A 26,851-nucleotide genomic window follows, 5' to 3' on the forward strand; every position below is an offset into this window, starting at 1 on the left:
ACTGAGGCGACAACTACCTTGACACGCACCGGTTACGCCAGGGTCTCAACAGGGGATCAAAACCTCGATTTACAGAAAAACGCGCTGATTCGCGCAGAATGTGAACTGATTTTTGAAGATAAAGCCAGCGGTAAACACGTACGCCGACCAGGCTTAAAGCAGGCGATTCGACGTTCGAGAGAAGGCGATACGTTGGTTGTCTGGAAGTTAGATCGACTGGGGAGGAGCGTCAGGGATCTGATTACCCTTGTCTCAGACCTGCAATCACGTGGCGTACATTTCCGCAGTCTGACCGACTCAATTGATACCAGTACACCTGCAGGCCGTTTTTTCTTTCATGTAATGAGTGCCCTTGCTGAAATGGAAAGGGAATTGATTATTGAGCGGACACGTGCGGGACTGGCAGCAGCTAGGTCTAAAGGCAGAATTGGAGGGCGTAAGCGAGTGATGACAGAGGAGGCAGTTGAAAGAGCCCAGAGAATGCTCGCGAACGGGGCTTCCCGCCAACAGATTGCAGAGATTTATAACGTTGGGGTTAAGACCATCTACAAGTACCTTCCAGTAGCCTCTAAGTTGTAATTCCATTTCACATATAGCAACAGGTGTGCCCGTGATTTATCGCGCCGGAATGGCCGCATTTATCGCGCGGCGCATCAGCATGGGATGCTGACGGCCGGCGAAAAAGGTCTCCAGCATCGACTGCGGCAGCACCGCATCGCCGACAATCGGCGCCGGGCCGATACTCAGCGGCGCGGTAAGCGGCCAGAAGGCCTCGGCGGGGATCGCCCGCAGCTGCTCCGCGCTGGCGTCCGGCAGTGAAAAATGCTCCGCCAGCCGCCGCCCCTTCTCCAGCGCCCTGGCGCGCGGAAGGTCCGGCAGCGTATAGCCGCTTTGGATAATCGCTTTATGGAATAGTCCCCTGGCCTTTGGCGAGACCATCAGCGACAGCACGCTGCGCGCGCCGGCCGATTCGCCGAACAGGGTAACGTTGGCCGCATCCCCGCCGAAGGCGTGGATGTTCTCCTGCACCCACTGCAGGGCGGCAATTTGATCGAGCAGCGCAAAGTTATACACCGGCTCCTCCTCCTCGCCCTCCAGCGCCGGATGCGCGAAGAAGCCGAGATGTCCCAGCCGGTAGTTCACCGTCACCACCACCACCTCCCGGCCCGCCAGCGCCTGTCCGTCGTACGGCGGCAGGCTGCCGGCGCCGATGGTAAAGCCCCCGCCGTGCAGCCAGACCATTACCGGCAGCGGCTGGGTACGGACGGCGGGCGACCAGACGTTGAGATAGAGACAGTCTTCCGAGAAGCGGCCGGGATCGCCGCCTCCCAGCTCGCGGCAATACTCGACGTCCTGCCAGCTGGCGGCGGAGAAGGCGTCGGCCCGACGCACGCCCTGCCAGCGCTCCGGCGGGCGCGGGGCGCGCCAGCGCAGTTCGCCAACCGGCGGCGCGGCGTAGGGGATGCCGCGCCAGATATGAATCCCCTGCTCGGCGATCCCGGATAAAGTGCCCTGGCGGGTTTTCACCAGCGGCGTAGACGGATTCTGCATGACCTGCTTCCTTTTGCGGTTTATGCCAGCAGAGTACCGGTTTCAGAGCAGACCGCAACGCCGTTTACTGCGTTCTTCCGCCTGTTGATAGAGTTCAAACTCGTCGAGTACCGGACAGCCGAGCGCCGCTTCGAAGGCCTCGCGACTGGCGTTGCCGTGGCTGCGGGCCTGGGTTTCGTTACCCAAATTAGACTGGAAGATCCCCGCGGCGCTCACCGGCAAAAAGTCTTCATAAATAATCGGTTGGGCAATCAGCCAGCCGCACTCAATCAGCGGCTGCGGATCGTCGCCGGGACCAAAGGCCTGACGATGGGCTTCCCCCGCCGGCGTCAGCCGATAGCGGAACCACGCCAGCCCCTGCTGGCGCAGCAGAAACTCGCTATCCGGAAACTGGCTGAACACATCCTGCAGGTGGCGCTGATGCTGGAGGTTGTCCTTGCCGACTCCGGCCTCGTTCAGCAGGCGATCGTACAGCGCCCGTCCTTTCGGCGTCAGCGCGATCCCGCGCTGCTCGATTTCGCCAAAACGCGCGCTGTGGGTGCCCCGATGCTCCCCGGCAAAAATAACTGGCTCCTCCAGCGCCTTAAAGCTGGTCTGGCGCAGCAGGATCGGCACATCGCGGCGCGGCGGGCCTTCAATCAGCGCCTTCGGCACGATGCCGCACTCCGGCATCAGGGCCTGAACCCGGTCGATATCCAGCGTGCGCGGCGTCAGGTGATTAATGTGGCAGCCCGGGAAGCAGACCACGTCGGCAATCAGCCGGTGCTCGTTCTGCAGGGCGTGATAGGTTTCATCATCTACCGTGGCGTGGCTATGCCAGCGGAAGGTCTCCAGCGCCTCGCGCACAAACTCCCGCGCTTCCACGGACGTGAAGGCGCCGCTCTCTTCGTGCTGCGCAATCAGCTCCCGACAGCGCGGGGTAAAAATATCGCGCTTAGCCAGAATCTCCGCCGCCCGCTGGCGTAGTTCCTCGCTGGCGATCAGCTCCAGGCGCAGCAGCGAGGTGAAAATACGGAACGGGTTGCGCGCCAGGGCGGCGTCGTCAACGGGGCGAAAGGCGGTGGAATGGACCGGCACTCCGGCCTGGGAGAGATCGTAATAGCTCACGGGCAACATCCCCATGATGGCAAACATACGGCGCAGCATCGCCAGCTCTTCGGCGGTGCCGACGCGGATTGCGCCGTGGCGCTCGACGTTCAGCCGGGCCAGCTCGTCGGCGTTCGCCAGCTGCTCGTGCAGCCTGGGATTGTGCTCCAGCACCGCCAGATTGACGTCCGCTACCAGCTCGAGCAGCGTCCCGTACTGCGGAACTTCCTGCTGATACATCGCCGACATAGCCTGTGAAAAATGTTCCCGAATCTCATCAGCCGTGATGGTGTTCGCCATGATGTCTTACCTCCAGTGAATACTTCCTGGAGTGTAGAGAAGGCCTCTCGCGCCAGCAGGAAGAATTTACAAACTGTGATGCGGGTAACCTGCCCCGGCCCTTTGCCCGCCGCGGAACATAACCCTGGGTTATGAAATAGACCCTTTGATTTCACTTTAAATTAACAAAATATTTACACACCCGATTTCTGGCGACAATAAAACAGGATGCCCTGGAGTGAATAAAACGCGCTACGTACCCTATAAACGATAAATGGTCCCCGCGGGGCGACTCTCCCGCCCGTGCCCCGGGCGACAAACCTGCGTCCTGCGCTCGCCGCGCAATGTGCCGATCTCCCCGCAGAGCTCGCCTGTCGACGAGCAGGAGGCCGGGCGGGACGATCTGCAGCTTAATCTGCTCGCGTGGGCGGTTCACCCCCGGTTTCGCCCTCGCATCGGCTTTTTAGCGTCAGGTAAAATTATTTGTAATAGAACAAGAGCAAATGTTAATAATATTTTGCCATTGGGTTATCAAATTTCAACAATATCGCTTGTCACTCATACCGCTCTGTTTTTAGTATCAATTATGGAAAAAAACGCTCTCTTTAGTCAGCGCATTCGCTTGCGCCATCTACATACCTTCGTGGCCGTCGCTCAACAGGGAACGCTGGGGCGCGCGGCTGAAACTCTTAATCTTAGCCAACCCGCTTTATCAAAAACGCTGAACGAGCTGGAGCAGTTGACCGGAACGCGGCTTTTTGAGCGCGGGCGGCTTGGCGCACAGCTGACACTGGTCGGGGAGCAGTTTCTCACCCACGCGGTAAAGGTCCTCGACGCGCTCAATACCGCAGGTCAGGCGCTTAATCGTAAAGAGGGGATAAACCCCGACGTGGTGCGCATCGGCGCGCTGCCTACCGCCGCGCTCGGCATTCTGCCGGCGGTAATCGGCCAGTTTCACCAGCAGCAGAAAGATATCACCCTGCAGGTCGCCACAATGAATAACACCATGCTGCTGGCGGGGCTGAAATCGGGGGAGATTGATATCGGCATCGGGCGCATGTCCGACCCGGAGCTGATGAGCGGCCTGAACTATGAGCTGCTGTTTCTGGAATCCCTGAAGCTGGTGGTTCGTCCCGGACACCCGCTGCTGCAGGAGACGGTGACGCTCAGCCGGGTGATGGACTGGCCGGTCGTCGTTTCTCCTAAGGGGACGCTCCCCCGCCAGAATGCCGAAACGCTGCTGCAGAGCCAGGGCTGTAAAATTCCCGCCGGCTGTATAGAGACGCTCTCGGCGTCGCTGTCACGCCAGCTGACCGTTAATTATGACTATATCTGGTTCGTCCCCTCCGGAGCGGTGAAGGACGACCTGCGGCGCGGCCTGCTCAGCGCGCTGCTGGTGCCGACACAGGGCGCCGGTGAACCAATCGGTATTCTGACCCGGGTTGATGCCCCCCTAACCTCCGGCGCGCAGACCCTGCTCAGCGCGATTCGAAAATCAATGCCTGCCTGAAGGGTTGCGCTACGTTGACGGCGGCAGGGAACAATGGCGCGACGACTCAACGCCCACCGTCATAGCTGCCGACGAAGCCGCCAGCAGCTACTTGAGGGGACCCGGTTGTTCGGCGTCAACCCGTTCTGCCCGTTACTGGTCGCCGAAATGGATGACGGTACGGATTGATTTACCTTCGTGCATCAGGTCAAACGCGTCGTTGATCCGATCCAGCGGCAGGCGGTGGGTAATAAACGGATCGAGGCGAATTTTACCCGCCATCGCATCTTCCACCATTCCCGGCAGCTGGGTGCGCCCTTTGACGCCGCCGAATGCGGAACCGCGCCATACGCGGCCGGTTACCAGCTGGAACGGCCGGGTTTTAATCTCCTGACCCGCACCGGCCACGCCGATAATCACGCTTTCGCCCCAGCCTTTATGGCAGCACTCCAGCGCCGCACGCATGACGTTAACGTTGCCGATACACTCAAAGCTGAAGTCCACGCCGCCGTCGGTGAGCTCAACGATGACGTCCTGCACCGGCTTTTCGTAATCACGCGGATTTATAAAGTCGGTTGCGCCCATCTCTTTGGCGAGCGCGAACTTATCCGGATTGGTGTCGACCGCCAGAATGCGCCCGGCTTTCGCCTGTGCCGCGCCCTGAATAACCGCCAGACCAATTCCGCCGAGGCCGAATACCGCCACCGTATCGCCCTCTTTCACCTTCGCGGTGTTGTGGACGGCGCCGATCCCGGTGGTCACGCCGCAGCCCAGCAGGCAGACTTTTTCCAGCGGAGCCTGCGGGTTAACTTTCGCCAGCGAAATCTCCGCGCAAACGGTGTATTCACTGAAGGTGCTGGTGCCCATATAGTGATAAATCGGCTCGCCGTTGTAGGAGAAACGGGTGGTGCCATCCGGCATCAGGCCTTTGCCCTGGGTGGCGCGAACCGCCTGGCAGAGGTTGGTTTTGCCGGATTTACAGAATTTGCACTCGCCGCACTCGGCGGTGTACAGCGGAATAACGTGATCGCCCGGTTGCAGGCTGGTCACCCCTTCGCCCACTTCAACGACAATGCCGCTACCTTCGTGGCCCAGCACCGCCGGGAACACGCCTTCCGGATCGTCGCCGGAGAGGGTAAAAGCATCGGTATGGCAGACGCCGGTATGGGTGATTTTGACCAGCACTTCGCCTTTTTTCGGCGGTGCGACGTCAATTTCAACGATCTTCAGCGGCTGGCCCGGGCCAAACGCGACTGCTGCACGTGATTTCATAAGGGTCTCTTCCTTCGTCGTGATTTATTTTAAGTAGGATCGTAGCAGATGGCCGACTTCCGCCATGCGTATCGCTCTTTGGTCGGGGGTGGTTTCGCCGCTTACCAGCTCATCCTGGAGATGAATTTCCACCATCTCCCCCATCAAACCGTTGGTTGCGCCGCGAATCGAGGCGATCTGCTGCAGGATTGTCATACAGGATTCGCCGGACTCCAGCGCGCGCTCGAGCGCCTCGACCTGCCCACGAATACGGCGCACGCGGCTCAGGGCGCGCTTTTTATCTTCAGGTGAATGTGGCACGGTGACGCCCTCCATATCATATAGGGGGGTATACTATATTTAATTAAGCAATGTGGCAAATTGAAACGCCGCTTTAACCGTAGCACAGCGGCGCAGTTTTGGGCTCAGCTCACTCCATCATCATATCCACGCAGCGTAAATCGGCATTGGCGAGCTTTGATGGCAGCCATTTTTCACCGAGCGCCACAAGCCGTGACGTATCGCCTGATTGCGGATTTCCCGTAGCGCTGGCGCTTTATCCGTCGCGGCAACTCTGACTCTCATCTTCATCCCCTCTTCCCGTTGGCGCGATCGGATGTATCACAGTCCGCGGTAAAAGAGATAAAAAACCCCGCTCGGGGCGGGGTCTGCATACAAAATCGAACGGCGGCTAGCGCCTGCGCGGCATCATGCGCAGCAGCGTATTGTCTTTCCACAGGTAGTGATGCATCAGCGCCGCCAGCGCGTGCAGGCCGATGACAAAATAGCCGGTATTCGCCAGCAGAACGTGCACGCCTTTCAGCGTATCCACCAGCTCAAAATTACTTTGCGCCGCAAAGGGCATCGTCAGGCCAAACGCATACCACGGGTTGCCGCGGTTATACATCATGACCATGCCGACGATCGGCAAAGCGATGAACAGCAGGAAGATAACCAGATGCCCGAGGTGCGCGAGGCCGGTCATCATCGGCGATGGCTTCGGCACAATCGGCGGCGCGGGTGATTTCAGGCGCACCAACAGTCGCGCCACCATCAGTACGCAGATGGAAATACCGCAGGAGACATGAATCATGTTAATCAGCGGCCGGTCGCTGCGAGGGAAGAAGCCTCGTAGTTCCATGGCGGCGTAGGCGCCAACCACTAATAAAAATACCAGCCAGTGGATGCCTATCTGCAGGCCGGAGTATTTATCGCGCATGAAAAACCCTTAACAAAACAGTGATGCCGACAACATAACGACCTTTTATTAAAAATTCATTAACTTTTACGTACTTATAAGAAACAATGACGGGGAATCATACATTTATCGGGAATACAAGGAGTTAGGTTGTACGGTTAACGGACAATAGCGGACGTTTACAGCCTTTTTAACGCCCCAAATGTAATGACTGAACGCCACCGCCAGATTCACCAGCGCAGACCAACTGTCCGCTTCGGCATAATACTGATGTAATCTCGCTTGATCGTTTTCACGAAGCTTTCTGCTATGCCGATACTTTCCGGACTGCATACTACTGTTGTGCAAGGGTCAAGCTCCAGCATCCGCACGAGCGCCCGCGTTTCATGTACCCTGTAGGCCGAACCATTATCCGTCAGCCATTCCAGCGGCTCTGACGGCAGTTGCTGTTCGAATCGCTTTTCCACCGCACCCAGCATCACATCCTGCACGGTTTCTTTGTCATAGCCACCTGGGCCCGCTACTCAGTCGATGATCTCCAGGTCACAGCAGTCCTGTACGAAGGTCACCCGCAACTTAGATTTACTTAACTCTTCTTGTTGTAAAATGAAAGAATCTCATCGCCCAATTTCTTGCTGTCCAAAGGCATTCTGAAACCTTTTTCAGTGCTGAGTATTCCCGCAATATAGCTATCAACAAGCAGGTCAGAGTTGAAATATGTGCGCAAGCGATTCCCAATATTTTGTTCTATCATGCTATTTAACTTTTGAGCACAATTTCGATTATCTTTTAACCGCACGTTCAGTAAGTAATGTTCTTTTGATTCAAATATAAAACGATTCATCGCCAAAGATGAAACACACTCTTCTTTTAAATTTAATGTTTTATTATTTGATTCGTAACTAAGACCTTTTCCTGCACAGAGTGCAAAGTTAGCAAAAATAAGACAAAATATTCCCAGTGTAACTTTCCCCGATACAGCCATATTTACTCTCCTTAGAATCATCCCCTGAGTTAAGAACCGCTTAAAACAGTTGGCCCTTAAAAGTTAGCATAATGGGAGCGTCCTGGGGAGCTTAAACCATTTTGCACTCCCATCTTTGGGGATTATGAGTAGAAATCCAGTTCAATTTTATGCTCACGGGCGACGAACAACCGCGTATACTGCGCGGGTTTGCGATCTGCAGTGACTTAGCCCTTCAGGCAATTGCCTCCATCAGCGCAAGCCAAAAAACCTCGTGACAGGTCTATGATGTTTTGCAGGACCGGGCCTGTCGGAATCGCCAAAATGCCAATATAATAGCAAGGATTATCGACGTACATATATGCAAGAAAAACCAGATAACCCATGTAGGAAATAGATATAACATATCCGGTGTATCTAACCGGTATTTCTTTGCTGGATACACAGGAGCCTATCAGAGGAGAATTGAAACACGGTTTAAGGTTCGTTTCTGGCGATGATGATGGCAACCAAAACCTAAACATTCAAACCTTAAAGTGACCATCTTTTAGGCAAACGAAGCCGCCTGAATGGCGGCTGAAGTCTTTAAAGAACTCTGTGGCAAAAAACAGCAGATGATAAACTGATTGGCGCTTTTTGCTGACGGAGCGGCACATGAACCCATTTAAAGGGCGGGCATTTACTGCATGACTTTATCCTTTGGGCGATTCGCGAGTACTGCAAATACGGCATCAGTTATCGTGAGCTGTAGCGGATGCTGGCCGAGCGTGGTGTCGCTCCACTATTTATTACCGCTGGATTCAGCGTTATACTTATGACATACAATCGCTTCGTCGGGACGTGCTGCCCGCAGAGGTGTTTCCCGGCGTTCATCACTGTAACTGGCCAGTTTGGACAGGTAATCCCTTTCAAGGTTGTCGGCGGTGTAACACCTGCCGCAGAAAAACATACGCATGGCGTCTTTAGTTTCGTCTCTCACGTCTCATCCCCCCGGTTGACGCTAATGTACGCATACAGGCGGCATTCCCGTCGATACCAACGTCCCTGTGGACGCGCGGTTTTGTACCACCACCTCACTCTGCTCCAATGAATTGATGTATAAACTGAGGTAAATCTTAAATCGCTTGCCTGGGCCGGGTTTTAATATTTCGGCCATATCTTAAATGGTAAAATTCGCGCCGGTTGTAGACCCCCTATAGCCAAAGGCCCGCCCTTGTGCTCTTGCATTTGGATCCCGGGCGGGCCACCTCATCGCGCATACGGCAACAAGCCGGCATGCGGTCCGAAATGCAATCGGGGCTATGCACGTGCATCCTCCCCCACGTGCAGCGCTAAAAACACGACACAGCGACTATACCTGCACTATGTCAACTCAGTGAGTTGGCAGTTGCCTGCAGCGGCTTCAAAAAGCCATGATTGGGTTTTGGAGAATCAAAGGATGATGACCATGTTTAACAATCTAAACGTTTTCAGGGCCTGGCTCTATTTTTCATCGATTTTTACCTGTCTGGCGCTGGGCGACGCCATTGGAGAGCATTTTTTTGACGGTTCCAGAATTCCATGGTTTATCGCGCTGGTAGCGTCATTCATTATTAACTGGAGCATGTCGGCCCAAATCAAAAAACTGAGCCACCCTGGTTAACCACATTGTGCCTGGCCCGCCATTGATATTTATCGCGCTGCAGCGACGTGAGGGATACGTTGCCGTACGTTTACTGCAGGTCATTGTACGCAACGGCTGATGCGCCGTTGATAACGCTACGCGCCATGCTCACCGACTGGCGCCTGAACATCCGTTTCCACGACCGTTAGAGGATGGCGCTATGCCGGGTCTACGAGCGAGCGCAGAGTTTGGTATAGCGCCGTCATATCAAGCGGCCACACGATTGTCAGAAGCTGCTATCCGCCGCCGACGCAGCAGAAGCGGCTTATGTTATGCGCTAAAAAACTGATAAAATGCGGAAAATTTTTGCGATACGTGAAGAGCTATGCCAGGGAAAAACTGCATCTGCGCACCCTCATGCTGATGTTGTCCGTCGGAGGGATCCTGCTGACATCAATGCTGCTGCTCAGCGCCCTGACGCTTTTCCAGAAGGGCAACATTGAGGACCGACTGCTCGAGAGCAACCTCGCTTATGCCCGCAAGCTGGCGGATACCACCGACCGCTACCTGGTGACGGCGCAGCGGGAGCTGGCCTACAGCGCCGGGCAGATAACAGCCCTTAACGACTCCGGCCAGCTGCAAAACGAAGCTGAACGGCTGCGCCTGCAGTCCGGCTTTTTCAACTCGGTGGTGATCGTGAATTCCGACGCCGTGATTGCCGCCGCCTCTCCGGAGAGCCTGAAGCTGGTGGGAATAAAGCTCCACTCTGACGCCAGCAGGCAGGCCATTGCCTCAAAAAAACTCTTTATCTCTGAACCTTTTATCTCGGCAGCGAATAATTACGTCGTCTTTGTCTCGCAGCCATTATTTGGCCCCGGCGGCGACTATCTCGGCTTTATCGGCGGCAGCATCTACCTGCAAAAAGAGAGCATGCTCAGCGATATTCTGAGCATGCATTTTTACGAAAATACCACGGACGTCAGCGTTATCAATAATGACGGAAAGATAATCTTTAATCGCAATCCAGCACGGGTGGGAAGCGGTTTTAACTCTGCCCCCGGACTGCGGGAACAGATTTTCAAAGCGCAAAACGGACACTTTTTTGGCGATGACAAAAGCGGGGGCAACCTGGTTGGCTACGCCAGCCTGAAGCAGGCCGACTGGAAGGTCATCATCTCGGGAGCCTCGGAAAGCGTATCCCGTATATTAATGCAGACGGTCGTTAACGCGTTCTGGTTCACGCTCGCGATCATCATCCTCACGGTGACGACCGTAACGATTTTTGCCGCCATCATTTCGGCTCCGCTGGAGAAACTCGCCGAATTTACGCGCGAGGAAAACAACGAGTCCACGCTCAAAAAGCTGGCCAATATTAACGTCTGGTACAAGGAAGCTGAACGGCTGAAAGAGGCCTTCAGCCTGCATCTGCAGATAATGGCCCGGCGGGTAAACGCTCTCAGCGATGAAACGATGACGGACTCGCTTACCGGGCTCTATAACCGCAAAGGTTTCAGCACCCTGCTAAAACAGTCCCCTGCTTCCGCCGATCGCTGCATCATCGCGATTGATATCGACCATTTTAAAAAGATTAACGATCTGCACGGACATGACGGCGGCGATGCGGTGCTGGTCACATTCAGTGAGACGCTGCGTAGCCTCTGCGCCGACGGACAGGTTGCCTGTAGGTTTGGCGGCGAAGAGTTTGTCATATTCCTGCCCGATACCCGCCTGAAGGCGGCCGCCGCGGTGGCTGAACGCATCCGGGCGGGGATCGAAAATGCCGATTTTCCCCACGGCGATAAGGTGACCATCTCCCTCGGCGTTGCCGGGTTCAGCGCTGGCGAAAACGATGTTTACAGCGTCCTGCGCAAAGCTGATTTAGCGCTCTATGAGGCCAAACGCGCCGGCCGAAACGCCGTAGTTATCAGCGATACCCGGGGATTCTCCCACATCTGAACGAGGGCGACCTACTGCGCCACGCTGGTTGCATAATGCTGAGAAGCGGAAACGCGACGCGGCCCGTTTCCTGCCGCCAGATGATGAACGAATGCATTCATTTTTCTGTAGCGTTTTTTCAAAAGCTTAGCCGCCCGGTCAATTTTGCGGGTTGCCCAAATCGGCCGACTGGAGTATGCCTGTATGAGTTTTACCCTCTAACCGACTCACCAGGAGATTTTCCATGAGCAAGCTTGGAATTAATGGTTTTGGTCGTATCGGACGTCTGGTATTACGCCGTTTGTTGGAAGTTAACAGCCCGCTGGAAGTGGTGGCCATTAACGATCTCACCTCGCCAAAAGTGCTGGCCTATCTGCTAAAACATGACTCTAACTACGGTCCCTTCCCGTGGAGCGTAGACTTCACCGACGAAGCGCTAATCGTTAACGGTAAGACCATCACCGTCTACGCCGAGAAAGATGCCCGGAACATTCCGTGGGGCAGCGCAGGCGCGGAGCTTATCGTTGAATGTACCGGTTTCTATACCTCGACGGAAAAGGCCCAGTCCCACCTGAGCGCCGGAGCGAAAAAGGTTCTGATCTCCGCCCCCGCCGGGGAGATGAAAACCATCGTTTACAACGTCAATGACGACACCCTCACCGCGGACGACACCATTATCTCCGTCGCCTCCTGCACCACCAACTGCCTGGCGCCGATGGCCAAAGTGCTCAACGATGCCTTCGGCATCAGGCTCGGCACGATGACCACCATTCACGCCTACACCGGCACCCAGTCGCTGGTCGACGGCCCGCGCGGCAAAGATCTACGCGCCTCGCGCGCGGCGGCGGAAAACATCATCCCGCACACCACCGGGGCGGCGAAGGCGATTGGTCTGGTCATTCCCGAACTCAGCGGCAAGCTGAAAGGCCATGCCCAGCGCGTGCCGACCAAAACCGGCTCGGTCACCGAACTGGTCTCGATTTTTGAGAAAAAGGTGACCGCCGAAGAGGTCAATCAGGCGATGAAGAACGCGGCGGCGAATAATGAATCCTTCGGCTATACCGAAGAGGAGATCGTCTCGTCCGACGTGATTGGCAGCCATTTTGGCTCGATTTACGACGCCACACAGCTTGAAATCGCCGAGGCCGGCGACGTTCAGCTGGTCAAAACCGTGGCGTGGTACGACAACGAATACGGCTTCGTCACCCAGCTCATCCGCGTACTGGATAAGTTTGCTAAATAGGTTGTAACCGCAGCGGATAGCCCCGGCTATCCGCTTTTCCACCCGCGGCTCAGGCCTGCAGATAGACCACCTGGGTCTGCAGGTACTCGTTCAGACCGTGGCGGCCGTCGGCGCCGCCGATACCCGATTTGCGCCAGCCCGCATGAAAGCCCTGCATGGCTTCAAAGTTCTCGCGGTTAACGTAGGTTTCGCCGAACTTCAGCCCCTTAATCGCCTTCATCGCCACGTTCAGGTCGCGCGTATAGATCGACGACGTCAGCCCGTAGTCGCTGTCGTTGGCCATCGCCAGCGCCTCCTCAAGCGTGTCAAACGCCACCACCGGCAGCACCGGGCCAAAGGTTTCTTCGTGGACGATATCCATCTCCTGGCGCACGTCCAGCAGCAGCGTCGGCGGATAAAAATAGCCGCTGCCGGCGACCGCTTTGCCGCCTAAGGCAAGGCGCGCGCCCTGGGCCAGCGCTTTGGCCACCTTCTGCTCGACCCGCTCCAGCGCGGCGGCGTTGATCAGCGGCCCCATGGCAATATCGTCCCGCAGCGCCGGGTCGCCGAACTGCACCGCTTTCAGCGCTTCGCCGAGACGGTTAACGAAGCGATCGTAGATCCCCTTCTGCACGTAAACGCGCTCAACGCAGTTGCATACCTGCCCGCTGTTGATCACCCGCGAATCGACCACCGCCTTGACCGCCAGCTCAAGATCAGCGTCATCCATCACAATCGCCGGCGCCTTACCGCCCAGCTCAAGGCACACTTTAGTTATATTTTTCGCCGCGGCGGCCATGATTTTTTCCCCCGCGCCTACGCTGCCGGTCATGCTGACCAGCGCCACTTTCGGGTTTGCCGCCAGCTCCTGGCCGACGGTCTCCCCGCGGCCTAACACCAGGTTAAACACCCCCTTCGGCAGGCCGATGTCATCGACAATCTGCGCAAAGGCGACGGCGTTATTGGGCGTGAACTCGCTCGGTTTAATCACAATGGTATTGCCGGTCAGCAGCGCCGGGGCGAGCTTGCGGGCAATCAGGAAGAACGGGAAGTTCCACGGCAGGATGCCGGTGGTCACGCCGAGGGCGCGTTTGAAAACGAGGATATTTTCGCCGGGACGGTCGCTTTGCACGATTTCACCTTCGTAGCGCCGCGCCCACTCGGCCATATAGTCGAGATAATCGGCGGTAAAGGAGACCTCCACTGCCGCCAACTGCTGAGTCTTCCCGCCTTCGGCTACGATAAGCGCCGCAATCTCGCCGGCGCGTTCGCGGATCCCGGCGGCGATTTTACGCAGCCAGCCGGCGCGCTCGATGGCCGGCAGCGCCTCCCAGGCCGGCTGCGCGCGATCGGCGGCGGCAATGGCCCGCCGCGCGTCTTCGGCGCTGCCGTCGGGAATGCGGGAGAGCAGCACTTCGGTAGCGGGATTAAGCACGTCAATCCAGGCGTCGCCGCGCCCGGCAACAAACTGACCATCAATATACATCGGGTGCTGAACGGGTGCTGTCATAGCCTGCTCCTGTAGATTTATTGTTTTTAACAAGTGATTTATTTGTTAAAAATCTATCCATAAGAGACGACCGCAGCGGTTCGCAGGCGTGATTATGTGAATTACTTCATAGAATCGGGCCCGTAACCCGGAAAAATCGTTATATTCAGGCAACACAGACTGCCCGTTTGCGACAAATCTGTCACAAACGGGCAAAACCCATCAGCCTAAGGTCCGATCGCCGAGGGCGTGGGTCAGGAGGCTATCGTCACGCAGCTGGCGCCACGCGCTGATAATCCGCGGAGGCATATCAACGTGGGCAATAAAATCTTTACCCAGCGGACCGTATCCCTGCGGGCTATCCTGCAGACGTGGCAGCTCGCCAAGGATCAGCGCCAGATAGCGCCCCACCGGCCACAGCCCGTGCGCCGCCCCGCTGAACGCCAGGCCCTGCTCCGGCGTATTGCGCAGCTGCGGCACGCAGCCCGGGTAGCTGTACCAGCGCGGCAGCGGATCTGCCCCCTGCCAGACCCGGGCGAAGGTCGCCATCGTGCGCCGCTGCATGGTCGGGTCCTGGATTACCACGCCCGCGCGGTGCGCCAGTCCCTCGGCCTCGAGCAGGTCGCGGGTAAAGCGCGCGTTCTCGCCGCAGTTGGTGGAGCGCGCTTCCGCCACGATCCGCGCGCGCGGAATGTGCCAGTATTGATGGGCGATATCGGCAAGGATATGCGCCTCGGCGCGCCCCTCTACCGGCAGCGAGCCGTAGCGCGGATCGTTGCGTACCGCCTGATAGAGAAATGAAGTTGAGTGGCCAATCCCGCCGCTTATCAGCAGCGGAACCTCGGCGTCAACCGCCAGCCGACAGGCGGCATCAATGGTCGGGATCACCGCATTGCCCGCCAGCACCACCACCTCAAACGGCGGCTTCTGCGCCAGCGTCGTAAAATCGTCCTGCGCCAGCCACGCGCCGACGAGGTTGGCTGCCGCCAGCGTATCGGCGGAGAGCGCCGGGAAATTATCTGACATACCTTCTCCTTTTCAGTTTGCGCAGCGACAAAGTCCCTCTTTATCGCCGCGCAGCAGATTGGGCCGATTGTATCCTGTCAGGCGTTAAGTTTCTCCAGCCGCGTTTGCCCTTCCCGCTTCTGCTTCATCTTCCAGCACAACCACAGGGCGATGAACCACAGCGGCGTGGCGAGCAGCGCCTTCAGGGTATCGGGGTCGAAGATCATAATAAAAATGGCAAAGGCAAAAAACAGCAGACTTAGCCAGCTCATCGCCACCCCGGCCGGCATCTTAAAGGCCGACCGTTCATGCAGATCGGGACGCTTTTGCCGATAAACCAGATAGGCCACGAGGATCATCCCCCAGCTAAAGACCACCATGATGGCCGCTAGCGTCGAGACGATGGTAAACAGGGTCATCACGTTCGGTACGAGGAACAGCAGCAAGGTGCCGCTGAGCATACAGAAGCAGGAGAACAGCAGGCTGCGTACCGGAATGCGGGTATGGCGCGACAGGATGCGGAACTGCCCGTGGGCGTGCTTCTCAACCGACAGGCCGTACAGCATGCGGGTGCTGGAGTAAACCCCGCTGTTGGCCGACGACATCGCTGAGGTCAGGGCCACGAAGTTAATCACCGCCGCGGCGGCGGGCAGGCCGGCTTTGGCGAACAGGGTGACGAACGGGCTGGCATCGGGCGATACGCCCGGCCACGAGGCCACGGCAATAATCACCACCATCGACAGCAGATAAAAAATGATGATCCGCAGCGGCAGCGCGTTGATCGCCTTAGGTAAAATCTTCTGCGGATCGCGGGTTTCCGCGGTCATCGTCCCGAGCAGCTCAATCCCGGTGAAGGAGAAAATCGCTATCTGGAAACCGGCGAGGAAGCCGGTGACGCCGTGGGGCATAAAGACCGCCGGGTCGGTGATGTGGTGCAACGAGGCCTTCACGCCGTCCGGCGAGGTCCAGCCGATGGCGATCATCCACGCGCCGGTGACGATCAGCGCGATAATCGTAATCACCTTGATCAGCGCAAACCAGAACTCAGCCTCGCCGAACATCTTCACCGACAGCAAATTGAACAGGAACAGAATGCCGAGGGTGCTCAGGGCCGGCATCCACGCCGACATTTCGGGAAACCAGTACTGCATATAGCTGCCGCAGACCACCACGTCGGCAATACAGGTTACCACCCAGCTCAGCCAGTAGGTCCAGCCGAGGTAAAAGCTCGCCTGCGGTCCCAGATAATCGCCGACGAAATCGGCGAAGGAGCGGTAGTCCAGCCGGGTGAGCAGCACTTCGCCCATCGCCCGCATCACCATATAGGTAAAAAAGCCCACCAGCAGGTAAATCAGCAGGATCGAGGTCCCCGCCACCGCAATATTTCGGCCCGCCCCCATAAACAGGCCGGTGCCGATAGCGCCGCCCAGCGCAATCATCTGAATGTGCCGGGCGCCAAGGCCGCGTTTGAGCTGCGACGGGCGCTCCCCGTCGATGGCAGGATGCTCCTGCCCCTCGCGTTGATGTTGAGTCATGTCGATTCCTTCAGAGAGGCAAAGAAAGGCATGGCGCGGCAGACTTCAGCAGCAAACCGGCGCGTTGCCCGTTTGCCACTCCCGCATTCGGAAACAGGATATAGGGAGCCTGCTCATCGATAACCCACGTTTTCTCCGCCTGCCGCGCAATAACGTGCCCGGCGGCAAGCGCGGTGAAGTTTTCAGTTTGCGGATCGAGGTGCAAGGTGAAGCGATCGTCGCCCTTGATGATGCTCTCCTGAACTACAAAATGGTGCATCGGCTCCTTGAGGCGCGACGGCAGCGCTTCGCCGCCGATCGTCGCCCGGATCGCCGCGCCGGCGGCGGCAAACAGGCGCAGATCGTTCTCACCAAAGGGCATCACTTTGCCCAGCTCCAGGGTCGCGCTTTCGGCGGCGAACGCCTCGGCGGTAAAGTGGGTGAAGGTCCCGCCGGGTTCGGTATGACGCACCACCGCGTCCATACCGCTGGCGGCGAGCAGCTGATAAAATCCGGCGCTGTACTCACCCTCCCGGGCGGGCAGAAGCGCAAACTGGCGATAGCGCGAGCCGCGGATGGCGGTATGCAGATCGAGATGCACTCTGCCGACGCGGCCGTGGGCATCGGCCGCCGTATAGAACGCCCGGACCGCCGCTTCCAGCTCCGCCGCGCGACGGGACTCATTGCCCGGCGCCGCGCGCAGATGACGCCCGCCGAACAGGCGGTTGAGGTCGTTATGCAGATAGCGGCGGGAGGCGCAGATCGCCGGCAGGTTGCCGAAGACGATCAGCAGCGCCTGCGACAGCGGCTGCTGCCCCTGGCTCAGCGCATGCGCGATCTCCAGCAGCAGCTCTATCGGCGCGGTTTCGTTGCCGTGAATGCCGGCGGAAACGATCGTCGCCTGCCGCCACGGCCTCTGCGGCAGCAGCTGCAGCACGCCTTCCGCCAGCCAGCGCGCCTCAATTTCCGCGGGAAACGCCCACTCCGTCAGCCGGCAGTGCAGTAAATCATTCACCTTGTCGTCCATTCCCGGTCCTTTAGCGCTGGAAGTCATAGATGCAGCCCAGGCGCAAAATCTGCGTCAGTTCATCAAGGGCCTGGTAGACCTCGCTCAGGAGCTGCGGGTCGGCCAGATCCCGGGCGTGGAGGCGATCGCGGTAGTGCTTCTCGACCCACTGCGTGAGCTGTAAATAGCGCGCGTCGTCCATCAGGCTGTGCGGATTCACCGCCGCCAGCTCGGCGTGGTTCAGCACCACCCGCAGGCGCAGGCAGGCCGGACCGCCGCCGTTGCGCATGCTTTCGCGCAGATCGAATACCGCCAGCTCGTCGATTGGCGAGGCGTTGTCGCTCACCAGCCCGCTCAGGTACTGCCAGACGTTCTCCCGCTGGCGACACTCTTCCGGCACCACAATCAGCATTTTGCCATCCGGCTTGCTCAGCAGCTGGCTGTTGAACAGATACGAGGCGACGGCGTCGTTAAGCCCCACCTGGGCCTGCGGAACCTCGACGCTGACAAACGGAATATCCAGGCGAGCCGCTTTTTCCCGCAAGGTCGCCAGCAGCGCCTGCTGCTGTACAAAGGCCTGCTGATGGTGGAACAGCACGTGGCGATTGCTCACCGCAATCACGTCATTGTGGAACACGCCGCCGTCGATGGCCGCCGGCTCCTGCTGGGCAAAAACGGTATATTCCGGGTTCAGCCGATGCAGCCGGGCCACCGCCTGGCTGGCCTCCAGGGTCTGGCGCGCCGGATATTTCTGCGGGGCCACGCCGCCGCTCGCGCGTCTGCCGTAGACAAACAGTCTGCAGCCCCTGGCGGCCGTAGTCGTAGCAGAAGCGGTTGTGGTTGGCCGCCCCTTCATCGCCCAGGTCGCCGTGCTGAGCCAGGGCATGGTGATGGACGAAATAGCTTTCGTCGGCAAAGGTCGCGCGTAAAATCGCCGCGGTGGTCGGCGCTTCCTGGGAGCGGTGCAGCTTGTTGGTCAGGTTGGCGACCGTAAAGTGCAGCCTGCCGTCGGCGCTATCGGCGGATGGCGACACCGTCGCCGCGTTGGCGGTCCACATCGACGATGCGGAGCTAAACGCCGAGAGCAGATGCGGCGCGTCGGCGGCGGCGCGGGTAATCACCTGCTCATCGCTGCCGTAAAAGCCCAGGCCGCGCAGCGCGGCGATATTCGGCCGCGGCTGCGGGGGTAAAATCCCCTGAATAAAGCCCCTGTCGGCGAGGGCCTTCATTTTGCATAAGCCCTGCAGCGCCGCCTTCTTCGGGTTGGATACGCCGTCGCGGTTATTTTGCGAGGCTTCGTTACCGACCGACAGCCCGGCGTAGTGGTGCGTAGGCCCAACCAGGCCATCGAAATTAGCTTCAAAACCAGACATAGTGTCCTCACAGAATCCGTTGTCAGAATGGCAGGCCGGGCGACGTCGCCGCCGGCAGCGTCAGCGTTTCGCTAATCAGCGAGGCCATCGGCCATGCGCAGTAGTCCGCCGCGTACCACGCCGACGCGCGGTGGTTGCCGGAGGCGCCCACGCCGCCAAACGGCGCTTTGCTGGAGGCGCCGGTCAGCGGCTTGTTCCAGTTGACGATCCCGGCGCGCGCCTCGTCGGCGAACCTGGCGAACAGCGCCGGATCGGCGGAGATCAGCCCCGCCGCCAGCCCGTAGCGGGTGTTGTTGGCGATGCGGATCGCCTCATCAAACTGCTCGTAGCGCACCACCGTCAGCAGCGGGCCGAAATACTCTTCGTCAGGCACGTCGATCCCGGTAACATCGATAATCCCCGGGGTGAGCAGCGTGGAGTTGGGGTCCGGCTGGGTCATACGCAGCAGCACCTTGCCGCCGAGGCGTTCGAGCTTGTCCTGCGCCGCCAGCATCCCCTGCGCCGCCTGCAGCGAGATAACGCCGCCCATAAACGGCTGCGGTTCGGCATCCCAGCGGCCGGCGCGAATGCTGGCGCTGGCGGCGGCCAGCCGCTGCAGCAGCGCGTCGCCCTGCTCCCCGCGTTTAACCACCAGCCGACGGGCGCAGGTGCAGCGCTGCCCGGCGGAGATAAACGCCGACTGGATAATCACGTGCAGCGCCGCGTCGATATCAGCCGCATCGGCGACGATCAGCGCGTTGTTGCCGCCCATCTCCAGCGCCAGCATCTTCTCCGGCTGGCCGCCGAGATAGCGGTGGAAGTGGAAGCCGGTTGACGCGCTGCCGGTAAACAGCACCCCGTCGATATCGCGGTTTTCCAGCAGCGCCTGGCCGGTCTCTTTGCCGCCCTGAATCAGGTTGATAACCCCTGCCGGGATCCCGGCCTGCTGCCACAGCTGCACGGTCAGCTCGGCGGTCGCCGGCGTCAGCTCACTGGGCTTAAAGACCACGGTGTTGCCGGCGATCAGCGCCGGAATAATATGACCGTTCGGCAAATGGCCGGGGAAGTTGTACGGACCGAAGACCGCCATCACCCCGTGCGGCTTGTGCCGCAGCAGCGCTTTGCCGTCCGGCATCGCCGATTCGCGATCGCCGGTGCGCTCGGCGTAGGCGTCAATGGAGATCGCCGCTTTGCCGATCATCGCCTGCACCTCGGTGCGGGTTTCCCACAGCGGTTTGCTGGTTTCACGGGAAATCAGCGCCGCCAGGGCCTCTTTATGCGCATCAAGCAGCGCGGCAAAGCGCTGCACGCAGGCAATACGCTCCGCCAGCGCAAGATGGGACCAGTCATAAAAGACGCCGCGCGCCGCCGCGCAGGCGGCCTGTACCTCCGCCGCTCCCGCGCCGGCCGCCTGCCACAGCGGCGCCTGGTTCTCCGGCGCCAGCTTGGTTAACGGCGCCCCCGAACCCTGCCGCCACTCGCCTGCGATAAAATGTGCGTTTATTGCCATGATGTTCTGCTCTCCGGATTAAGTGTTACCGCATGAACCCGGTCAGTCTCGCTAACCTCGAGGGCGTCCAGCGCGGCGCGTTCGTTGTTCTCTTCCGGGGTCAGCAGCACCGCGCGGAACTGTTCAAACTGGTTATTGGCGACGATGATCGGCGCCGCCCGCTGCGCCATGACGTGCATGGCCGGGATAAACCGGCTCTCGCCGATCGCTCTGATACTGTCGGTTTGCGCCTCCAGCACCGGGCCGGCGTCGAAAATATCCACCGACCCGCGCCAGCTGAAGCCCTCTTTTTCGAGGATCGCCCGCGCCGGCGAGGTATTGGCATGCACCTCGCCAATCGCCTGGCGGGCGTTTTCCGGCAGCAGCGAGACGTAAATCGGATACGCCGGCATCAGCTCGGCAATAAAGGTTTTCATGCCGGTGCCGGTCAGCCGGTCGGCGTCGGCAAACGGAATATCGAAGAAGTGGTGACCCAGCGCATCCCAGAACGGTGAATTACCGTGCTCATCGCTGCGTCCGCGCAGCTCGGCGAACAGATGCGGCGAAAACAGCTCCCGGAAGGCGGCGATAAATAAAAACCGCGCTTTGGAGAGGAACAGGCCGTTACGGTTTTTTTGGTACTCCGGGTCGAGGAACAGGGTGCAGAGCTCGCTATGGCCGGTGTGATCGTAGCTGAGGTTCAGCAGCTCCTGATTTTTATAGACCCCCAACTCCTTCGAAGCGCGAACCGTGCGCTGCAGGCGGAAATTGTAAAAGGGTTCGTCGAGCCCCACCGCCACCTCAATGGCGCTGACGCCCACCGCCCGCGACAGCTCGGTATCCTCCAGTACAAACAGGAAGCCCTGCTGGCCGCGGGGCAGCCTGCCGGCGAAGGTGTCGACGCTGCGCTGGATCCGCGCGGCCAGGCGCGCGGGATCGTTGGGTAACGACGTCATGCCGACCCCCGCCCGGGAGGCGAGGCGGATGATGTCGTCGAGATCGTTTTCCCTGACGGGACGAAATAGCATCATAAACCGTCTCCCGGATTAGCGCGTCAGGCGGGCGACGGCGCGATCGAGACGCACGAAGGCCTCCTCAATGTCCGCCAGCGGAATATTGAGCGCAGGGGCAAAGCGCAGGACGTCAGGTCCGGCAATCAGGGCGATCAGTCCCTCCTGCGCCGCGAGGTTGGTCAGCGCTTTGGCCTGGCCGCGCAGGCGGCTCGCCAGCTCGGCGCCAATCAGCAGCCCGACGCCGCGCACCGCGCTGAAGAGATCGTATTTCGCGTTCAGCGCATTCAGCCCGGCGACGATAGCGTCGTGGCGCTCGCCGACCCCGGCCAGCAGCGCCTCATCCAGCTGCGCCAGAACGCCGTTGGCCGCCGTAGCCGCCAGCGGATTGCCGCCGAAAGTGGTGCCGTGGCTGCCCGGCTGGAAAACCTGCGCCCATGCATCTTTCACCAGCATGGCGCCAATCGGGAAGCCGCCGCCCAGCCCTTTGGCGCTGGTCAGAATGTCCGGGACCACGTTGTAGTGCTGGTAGGCGTAGAGCGCGCCGGTCCGCCCGGCGCCGGTCTGAACTTCGTCAAAAATCAGCGTGACGTCATGCTGGTCGCACAGCTCCCGCAGCGTCCGCAGGAATGCCGGATCGGCCGGAACCACGCCGCCCTCGCCGATAATCGGCTCAACGATCACCGCGCAGGTTCGCGCTGAGATGGCGGCGGTGAGCGCCGCGATATCGTTATACGGCAGATGGGTAATATCCGGCGGCAGCGGCGCGTAATCGCAGGAGTATTTCGGCTGTCCCCCCACCGATACGGTGAACAACGTGCGGCCGTGGAAGGCGTTGTTGAAGGCAATAATTTCGCTTTTATCGGCGCCAAACTTATCGTGCGCATATTTGCGCGCCAGCTTCAGCGCCGCTTCGTTGGCTTCCGCCCCGGAGTTGCAGAAGAAAACCTTGTCGGCAAAGGTGGCGTTAACCAGGGTTTTAGCCAGCTGCAGCACCGGCTCGTTGGTATAGCCGTTGCCAATGTGCCACAGGCAGTCGAGCTGCTCTTTCAGCGCCGCCGCCAGCGCCGGATTGCAGTGGCCAAGAGAGTTAACGGCGATACCGCCCGCCAGGTCGATGTACTCTTTACCCTGCCGATCCCATACCCGCGAACCCGCCGCCTTTAGCGGAATAAACGGGGCGGGAGCAAAGCAGGGAACCATATAAGAATCAAAATCTTCGCGAGTAATACTGCCTGACATAACGCTTCTCCGGAACAATGGTTGACAATAATTAAATTTGTCAGTCGTGGATATTTGCAATTAACAATTGCCGCGCGCCGTTGTATTACGCGCGGATCCTTGGCGAGGAAGTTAAATTCAGCGCAGGAAATAAGCCCTATCAATTCAGGGGTAATTGTTAAACCATGGTTAATATCTTGTGTACTGCGTGCTCTCATGCTGGGGCCTGTCGTGCAGCAAAGTCAATACGGCAGACCAGCATTTATTCACTTTTTGATGACCATCAAGATAATGAAAAGTATAGATAATTTATTTTTATATTCACTATATTGCATAAATTATGCATATTAATGCATTGCACGAGGCGAGTTTTCAGTGCTTAGTTATTCACTTGAAAATAAAATTTCTAACAAAAATTTAAAATTCGCAGCAGCCGTCAAATACTGCTTTATAAAATTGGTGATAATATTCATCACACAGAGTTTACTGCTGTAGCCATTCCACGGTTTCACACGACATAAATAACATTGAGAACAGGACTCTTATGGAAAAGTTATCTTACGCATCTGAAAGTAGTGCATCTCCCTGGACAACCTATCTGCGTCAGATCGACCGCGTAGCGCCCTATCTGGGCGATCTGGCCTACTGGGTGGAAACCCTGCGCCACCCGAAGCGTGCGCTGATCGTCGACATTCCGGTGCAGATGGATGACGGCACCATCCGTCACTTCGAAGGCTATCGCGTACAGCACAATCTTTCGCGTGGACCGGGTAAAGGTGGTGTTCGCTACCATCCGGACGTTGACCTGAACGAAGTGATGGCGCTTTCTGCCTGGATGACCATTAAGTGCGCCGCAGTCAATATTCCCTACGGCGGCGCTAAGGGCGGGGTTCGCGTCGACCCGTTCAGCCTGTCGGAAGGCGAACTGGAGCGTCTGACCCGCCGCTATACCAGCGAAATCGGCCTTATCATCGGGCCGCAAAAAGATATTCCGGCGCCGGACGTCGGCACCAACGGCAAAGTGATGGCGTGGATGATGGATACCTACTCCATGAACCATGGCACCACCGTCACCGGCGTAGTCACCGGTAAGCCAATCCACCTCGGCGGTTCTCTGGGTCGTGAAAAGGCCACCGGCCGCGGCGTATTTATCACCGGTCGCGAAGTGGCTGGCCGCTTCGGGATTGAAATTGAGGGCGCGAAGGTCGCGCTGCAGGGCTTTGGTAACGTCGGTAGCGAAGCGGCACGCCTGTTCTCCGAGGTTGGCGCTCGCGTGGTGGTGATTCAGGATCACACCGCGACGCTGTTCAACGAAGGCGGGATCGATATGGCCGCCCTGACCGCATGGCAGGCGGAGAAGAAGCAGATTGCCGGCTTCCCTGGCGCCCGCGAAATCGACAAAGAAGCGTTCTGGACCACGCCGATGGATATTCTGATCCCGGCGGCGCTGGAGGGGCAGATCACCCGCGAGCGCGCGGAAAAAATCAGCTGCAAGCTGGTGCTGGAAGGCGCTAACGGCCCGACCTATCCGGAAGCCGACGACGTGCTGGCCGAGCGCGGCGTGATCGTGGTGCCGGACGTTATCTGCAACGCCGGCGGCGTAACCGTCAGCTACTTCGAGTGGGTGCAGGATATGGCGAGCTTCTTCTGGAGCGAAGAGGAGATCAACGCCAAAATGGACCGCATCATGACCGATGCGATCGTCCACGTCTGCGAGAAAGCCGCCGAGAAAGAGTGCTCTCTGCGCACCGCGGCCTATATCGTCGCCTGTGAGCGTATTCTGATGGCGCGTAAAGATCGCGGGATCTATCCGGGCTAAGGTTCGACGACGATCGCCACAACCGCCCGGGCCCTGGCCCGGGCTTTTTTTGCCCTTTCACCGCCCGCTTTTATTATTTTCCGCGCTAACGCAGCCTCCTGCCGATTGAAGACCGGCAGCGCGGGGGTTGTGCGCATATTCACCGCCGCCGTACATTTTACGTACAATCCATTAACAATTATTTTATTTCACCTTGAATTCGTCAATCCGTCGGGCATAAACTCATTAGAGGCTCTAATGACTTTGCAGAAAACTATGGATAACCGACAGCTTACCTTTTCCCATTTACTGTACCTCACCGCCCATCACTGGCGGCTGGCGGTCAACCGCCGCCTCAAGGACCTCGGCATGAGCCAGGCCAGCTGGGTCGCCGTCTCGGCGATTGCCCGCAACCAGCAGCCGCTGTCGCAAAGCGAACTGGCCCAGGAGCTGGGCGTGGAGAGCGCCACCATCGTCCCGCTGATCAACCGGCTGGTGGAGTTAGCGCTGGTGGAACGCGTCAAAACCGACAGCGACCGGCGCAAGCGCCTGCTGGTTGCCACCGATAAAGGCCTTGCGCTCTATCAGCAGGTCAAAACGGTGGCCGATGATTTACGCGAAGAGATCTTAAGCGCCATCAGCCCCGAAGAGCGGCAGCAAACCCACCTGGTGCTGGAAAAACTGCTGCGCGAGGTGGAGAAAAAGTAATGCCTCGCCGTCCCGAAAATCCCTACGTGCCCCACGACTGGGCGCCGCATGAAAAGCCAGCGATCCTGGGATCGCCCTCGACGCCGATCCACCCGACGCCAAAACGTATCGCCTACGGCATTGTCGGGCTGCTGGTCTGCCTGACCGGCGCGCTGGGCAACGCGGTGGTCACCGCCAACCTGCAAAATCTGCAGGGAACCTTCGCCGCCTGGTCGACGGAGATCGCCTGGCTGCCGGCGGTCTACGTCATGACCAACGTCTCGATCAACCTGCTGCTGGTCAAATTCCGCCAGCAGTTCGGCCTGCGCGCCTTTACCGAAGGCTTTCTGGTTCTGTACGTGCTGGTGACCTTTTTCCACCTCTTCGTCAACGATCTCAGCTCGGCCATGATGGTTCGCGCCGCGCACGGCATGGTGGCGGCGGCGCTCAGCTCGCTGGGCATTTATTATCAGGTGCAGGCGTGGCCCGCCCGCCACCGCCTGAAGGCGCTGACTATCGGGATCACCGGCTCCTCGCTGGCTATCCCCCTCGCCCGCCTCTTCTCAACGGAGCTGCTGCAGCTTGACGAATGGCGCGGCCTCTACTTTTTTGAACTGGGGCTGGCGCTGGTCTCGCTCGCCTGCGTGATGGTGCTCAAGCTGCCCCCCAGCGATCGGAAGAAGGTGTTCGAGAAAAAGGACTTTATTACCTTTATTCTGCTGGCACCCGGCATGGCGCTGATCTGCGCCGTCCTCTCGCTGGGTCGCCTTGACTGGTGGTTTGAAGCCCCGTGGATCGGCTGGGCGCTGGCGGGGGCGGTGGTGCTGATTGTGTCGGCCATCGCCTTTGAGAACGGCCGCAGCAACCCGCTGCTCAACATCCACTGGCTCTCCAGCGGCAGTATCCTGCGGCTGGGGTTAATTATGCTGCTGATGCGGATCGTGCTGGCGGAGCAAAACACCGGGGTTATCGGCTGGCTGCAGTACGTCGGGTTACAGAACGAGCAGATGACCCAGCTGGCGTGGTCGATTTTCGCCGGGATCCTCTGCGGAATTATCGCCAGCTGCCTGACGCTGAACCCGCAGCGGCTTTACTGGCCCACCGCCACCGCCCTGGCGCTGATCATGATCGCCTCGCTGCTCGACAGCCAGTCGACCATCCTGACGCGTCCCGAACAGTCTGATGTTCAGCCAGTTCCTGCTCGGCTTTGGCAGCGCGTTCTTCCTGGCGCCGGCGATGCTGGCCGGGATCGGCGGGGTAATTGCCGACCAGCGCAACCTGGTGAGCTTCTCGGTGCTGTTCGGCATGAGCCAGAACATCGGCGGCCTGCTGGGCTCGGCGATCCTCGGCACCTTTCAGACCTGGCGGGAAAAGTTTCACTCCAGCCAGCTCGCCGACCAGATAACCACGCTCAATCCGTTGGTTGCCGAGCGCCTGCAGCAATATAGCCAGATGTATCAGAGCCAGATTGGCGACAACGCGCTGCTGAGCGTGCAGGCCAGTACGCTCCTGCAGAACGCCTCCACGCTGCAGGCCAATATTCTCGCCTACAATGACACCTACCTGCTGACGGCGATGATTTCCGCCGCCACGGTGATCTGGGTGTTCTGGCGCCTGATAAGGCTGCGTATTACCGCTCGCATTGCGCTGAAACGCGCGACGGGAAGCAAATAACAAAGATAATTTTTACTCTGGAGTCGTT

At 58.8% G+C, this 26,851-nt stretch carries 19 protein-coding genes and 5 pseudogenes; 9 read left to right on the plus strand and 15 right to left on the minus strand.

All coding sequences use genetic code 11. From position 1 onward, the window contains the following. Window positions 1-18: 18 nt before the first annotated feature. A complete protein-coding gene (locus tag ABOC21_RS13095; protein WP_426814863.1) occupies window positions 19-579 on the plus strand; it encodes a recombinase family protein in 561 nt (186 codons plus the stop codon). 78 nt (window positions 580-657) lie between these two features. Here the strand turns inward: ABOC21_RS13095 and ABOC21_RS13100 are convergent. Then, window positions 658-1,551, minus strand: a pseudogene (locus ABOC21_RS13100) (carboxylesterase/lipase family protein); the annotation flags it as partial. Between the two features lie 42 nt (window positions 1,552-1,593). Next, complete coding sequence (gene hglS / locus ABOC21_RS13105) at window positions 1,594-2,937, minus strand: 2-oxoadipate dioxygenase/decarboxylase HglS (protein ID WP_426814864.1); 1,344 nt, start codon at window positions 2,935-2,937, stop codon at window positions 1,594-1,596. A gap of 565 nt (window positions 2,938-3,502) precedes the next feature. Between hglS and ABOC21_RS13110 the strand changes: the two genes are divergently transcribed. Next, window positions 3,503-4,426 carry a LysR substrate-binding domain-containing protein gene (locus ABOC21_RS13110; RefSeq protein ID WP_426814865.1) on the plus strand — a complete coding sequence of 308 codons (924 nt, stop codon included), beginning with the start codon at window positions 3,503-3,505 and terminating at the stop codon, window positions 4,424-4,426. A 132-nt stretch (window positions 4,427-4,558) separates the two neighbouring features. Here ABOC21_RS13110 and ABOC21_RS13115 read toward each other — a convergent pair whose 3' ends face one another. The 5 genes and pseudogenes from ABOC21_RS13115 to ABOC21_RS13135 all read right to left on the minus strand — a co-directional run bounded on the left by ABOC21_RS13115 (window position 4,559) and on the right by ABOC21_RS13135 (window position 7,839). Next, entirely contained in the window at window positions 4,559-5,677 is a 1,119-nt protein-coding gene (locus ABOC21_RS13115) for an S-(hydroxymethyl)glutathione dehydrogenase/class III alcohol dehydrogenase (protein WP_426814866.1), read from the minus strand. Window positions 5,678-5,701: 24 nt separating this feature from the next. Next, window positions 5,702-5,977 carry a metal/formaldehyde-sensitive transcriptional repressor gene (locus ABOC21_RS13120; RefSeq protein ID WP_041147608.1) on the minus strand — a complete coding sequence of 92 codons (276 nt, stop codon included), beginning with the start codon at window positions 5,975-5,977 and terminating at the stop codon, window positions 5,702-5,704. A 370-nt stretch (window positions 5,978-6,347) separates the two neighbouring features. Beyond that, window positions 6,348-6,875, minus strand: a complete 528-nt coding sequence (gene cybB / locus ABOC21_RS13125) for a cytochrome b561 (protein ID WP_426814867.1) — start codon at window positions 6,873-6,875, stop codon at window positions 6,348-6,350. Window positions 6,876-7,058: 183 nt separating this feature from the next. Next, window positions 7,059-7,432: pseudogene (locus tag ABOC21_RS13130) on the minus strand (IS3 family transposase); the annotation flags it as partial. A gap of 8 nt (window positions 7,433-7,440) precedes the next feature. Continuing rightward, the gene (locus ABOC21_RS13135) at window positions 7,441-7,839 is read right to left on the minus strand and encodes a hypothetical protein (protein ID WP_426814868.1); all 399 of its coding nucleotides are present in this window, start codon (window positions 7,837-7,839) and stop codon (window positions 7,441-7,443) included. Window positions 7,840-8,472: 633 nt separating this feature from the next. Here ABOC21_RS13135 and ABOC21_RS13140 point away from each other — a divergent pair. From ABOC21_RS13140 to gap, 4 genes and pseudogenes are all read left to right on the plus strand, one after another. Continuing rightward, window positions 8,473-8,566: pseudogene (locus ABOC21_RS13140) on the plus strand (IS6 family transposase); the annotation flags it as partial. Between the two features lie 699 nt (window positions 8,567-9,265). Beyond that, entirely contained in the window at window positions 9,266-9,460 is a 195-nt protein-coding gene (locus ABOC21_RS13145; RefSeq protein WP_426814869.1) for a hypothetical protein, read from the plus strand. Between the two features lie 378 nt (window positions 9,461-9,838). After that, window positions 9,839-11,377 (plus strand): sensor domain-containing diguanylate cyclase, encoded by a 1,539-nt coding sequence (locus ABOC21_RS13150; protein ID WP_426815485.1) that lies wholly within the window; start codon window positions 9,839-9,841, stop codon window positions 11,375-11,377. Window positions 11,378-11,600: 223 nt separating this feature from the next. Next, the gene (gene gap / locus ABOC21_RS13155; RefSeq protein ID WP_426814870.1) at window positions 11,601-12,599 is read left to right on the plus strand and encodes a type I glyceraldehyde-3-phosphate dehydrogenase; all 999 of its coding nucleotides are present in this window, start codon (window positions 11,601-11,603) and stop codon (window positions 12,597-12,599) included. 49 nt (window positions 12,600-12,648) lie between these two features. Here gap and aldA read toward each other — a convergent pair whose 3' ends face one another. The 8 genes and pseudogenes from aldA to ABOC21_RS13195 all read right to left on the minus strand — a co-directional run bounded on the left by aldA (window position 12,649) and on the right by ABOC21_RS13195 (window position 22,685). Continuing rightward, entirely contained in the window at window positions 12,649-14,088 is a 1,440-nt protein-coding gene (aldA, locus tag ABOC21_RS13160) for an aldehyde dehydrogenase (protein ID WP_426814871.1), read from the minus strand. Between the two features lie 201 nt (window positions 14,089-14,289). Further along, complete coding sequence (locus ABOC21_RS13165; RefSeq protein WP_426814872.1) at window positions 14,290-15,093, minus strand: YdcF family protein; 804 nt, start codon at window positions 15,091-15,093, stop codon at window positions 14,290-14,292. 77 nt (window positions 15,094-15,170) lie between these two features. After that, window positions 15,171-16,607, minus strand: coding sequence for an amino acid permease (locus ABOC21_RS13170; RefSeq protein ID WP_426814873.1), 1,437 nt, complete (start codon window positions 16,605-16,607; stop codon window positions 15,171-15,173). A 10-nt stretch (window positions 16,608-16,617) separates the two neighbouring features. After that, window positions 16,618-17,613 (minus strand): succinylglutamate desuccinylase, encoded by a 996-nt coding sequence (gene astE, locus ABOC21_RS13175; RefSeq protein ID WP_426815486.1) that lies wholly within the window; start codon window positions 17,611-17,613, stop codon window positions 16,618-16,620. Window positions 17,614-17,623: 10 nt separating this feature from the next. Next, window positions 17,624-18,965: pseudogene (gene astB, locus ABOC21_RS13180) on the minus strand (N-succinylarginine dihydrolase). 22 nt (window positions 18,966-18,987) lie between these two features. Further along, window positions 18,988-20,454: a succinylglutamate-semialdehyde dehydrogenase gene (astD, locus tag ABOC21_RS13185; protein WP_426814874.1), complete on the minus strand. Its 1,467-nt coding sequence runs from the start codon at window positions 20,452-20,454 to the stop codon at window positions 18,988-18,990. After that, window positions 20,445-21,461 carry an arginine N-succinyltransferase gene (gene astA / locus ABOC21_RS13190; RefSeq protein ID WP_426815487.1) on the minus strand — a complete coding sequence of 339 codons (1,017 nt, stop codon included), beginning with the start codon at window positions 21,459-21,461 and terminating at the stop codon, window positions 20,445-20,447. The genes astD and astA overlap by 10 nt, the downstream gene beginning before the upstream one ends. Window positions 21,462-21,479: 18 nt before the next feature. Next, on the minus strand, window positions 21,480-22,685 hold the full coding sequence (locus ABOC21_RS13195; protein WP_426814875.1) for a bifunctional succinylornithine transaminase/acetylornithine transaminase: 1,206 nt from the start codon (window positions 22,683-22,685) through the stop codon (window positions 21,480-21,482). Window positions 22,686-23,208: 523 nt separating this feature from the next. Here ABOC21_RS13195 and ABOC21_RS13200 point away from each other — a divergent pair. The 3 genes and pseudogenes from ABOC21_RS13200 (at window position 23,209) to ABOC21_RS13210 (ending at window position 26,823) form a co-directional block, all read left to right on the plus strand. After that, the gene (locus ABOC21_RS13200; protein ID WP_426814876.1) at window positions 23,209-24,483 is read left to right on the plus strand and encodes a Glu/Leu/Phe/Val family dehydrogenase; all 1,275 of its coding nucleotides are present in this window, start codon (window positions 23,209-23,211) and stop codon (window positions 24,481-24,483) included. Between the two features lie 255 nt (window positions 24,484-24,738). Then, complete coding sequence (locus ABOC21_RS13205) at window positions 24,739-25,170, plus strand: MarR family winged helix-turn-helix transcriptional regulator (RefSeq protein ID WP_426814877.1); 432 nt, start codon at window positions 24,739-24,741, stop codon at window positions 25,168-25,170. Further along, window positions 25,170-26,823: pseudogene (locus tag ABOC21_RS13210) on the plus strand (MFS transporter). Before ABOC21_RS13205 ends, ABOC21_RS13210 begins: the two are co-directional and overlap by 1 nt. The last annotated feature ends 28 nt before the right edge of the window (window positions 26,824-26,851 follow it).

This window comes from Klebsiella sp. WOUb02 (genome assembly GCF_050058015.1).
Lineage (GTDB): Bacteria > Pseudomonadota > Gammaproteobacteria > Enterobacterales > Enterobacteriaceae > Klebsiella.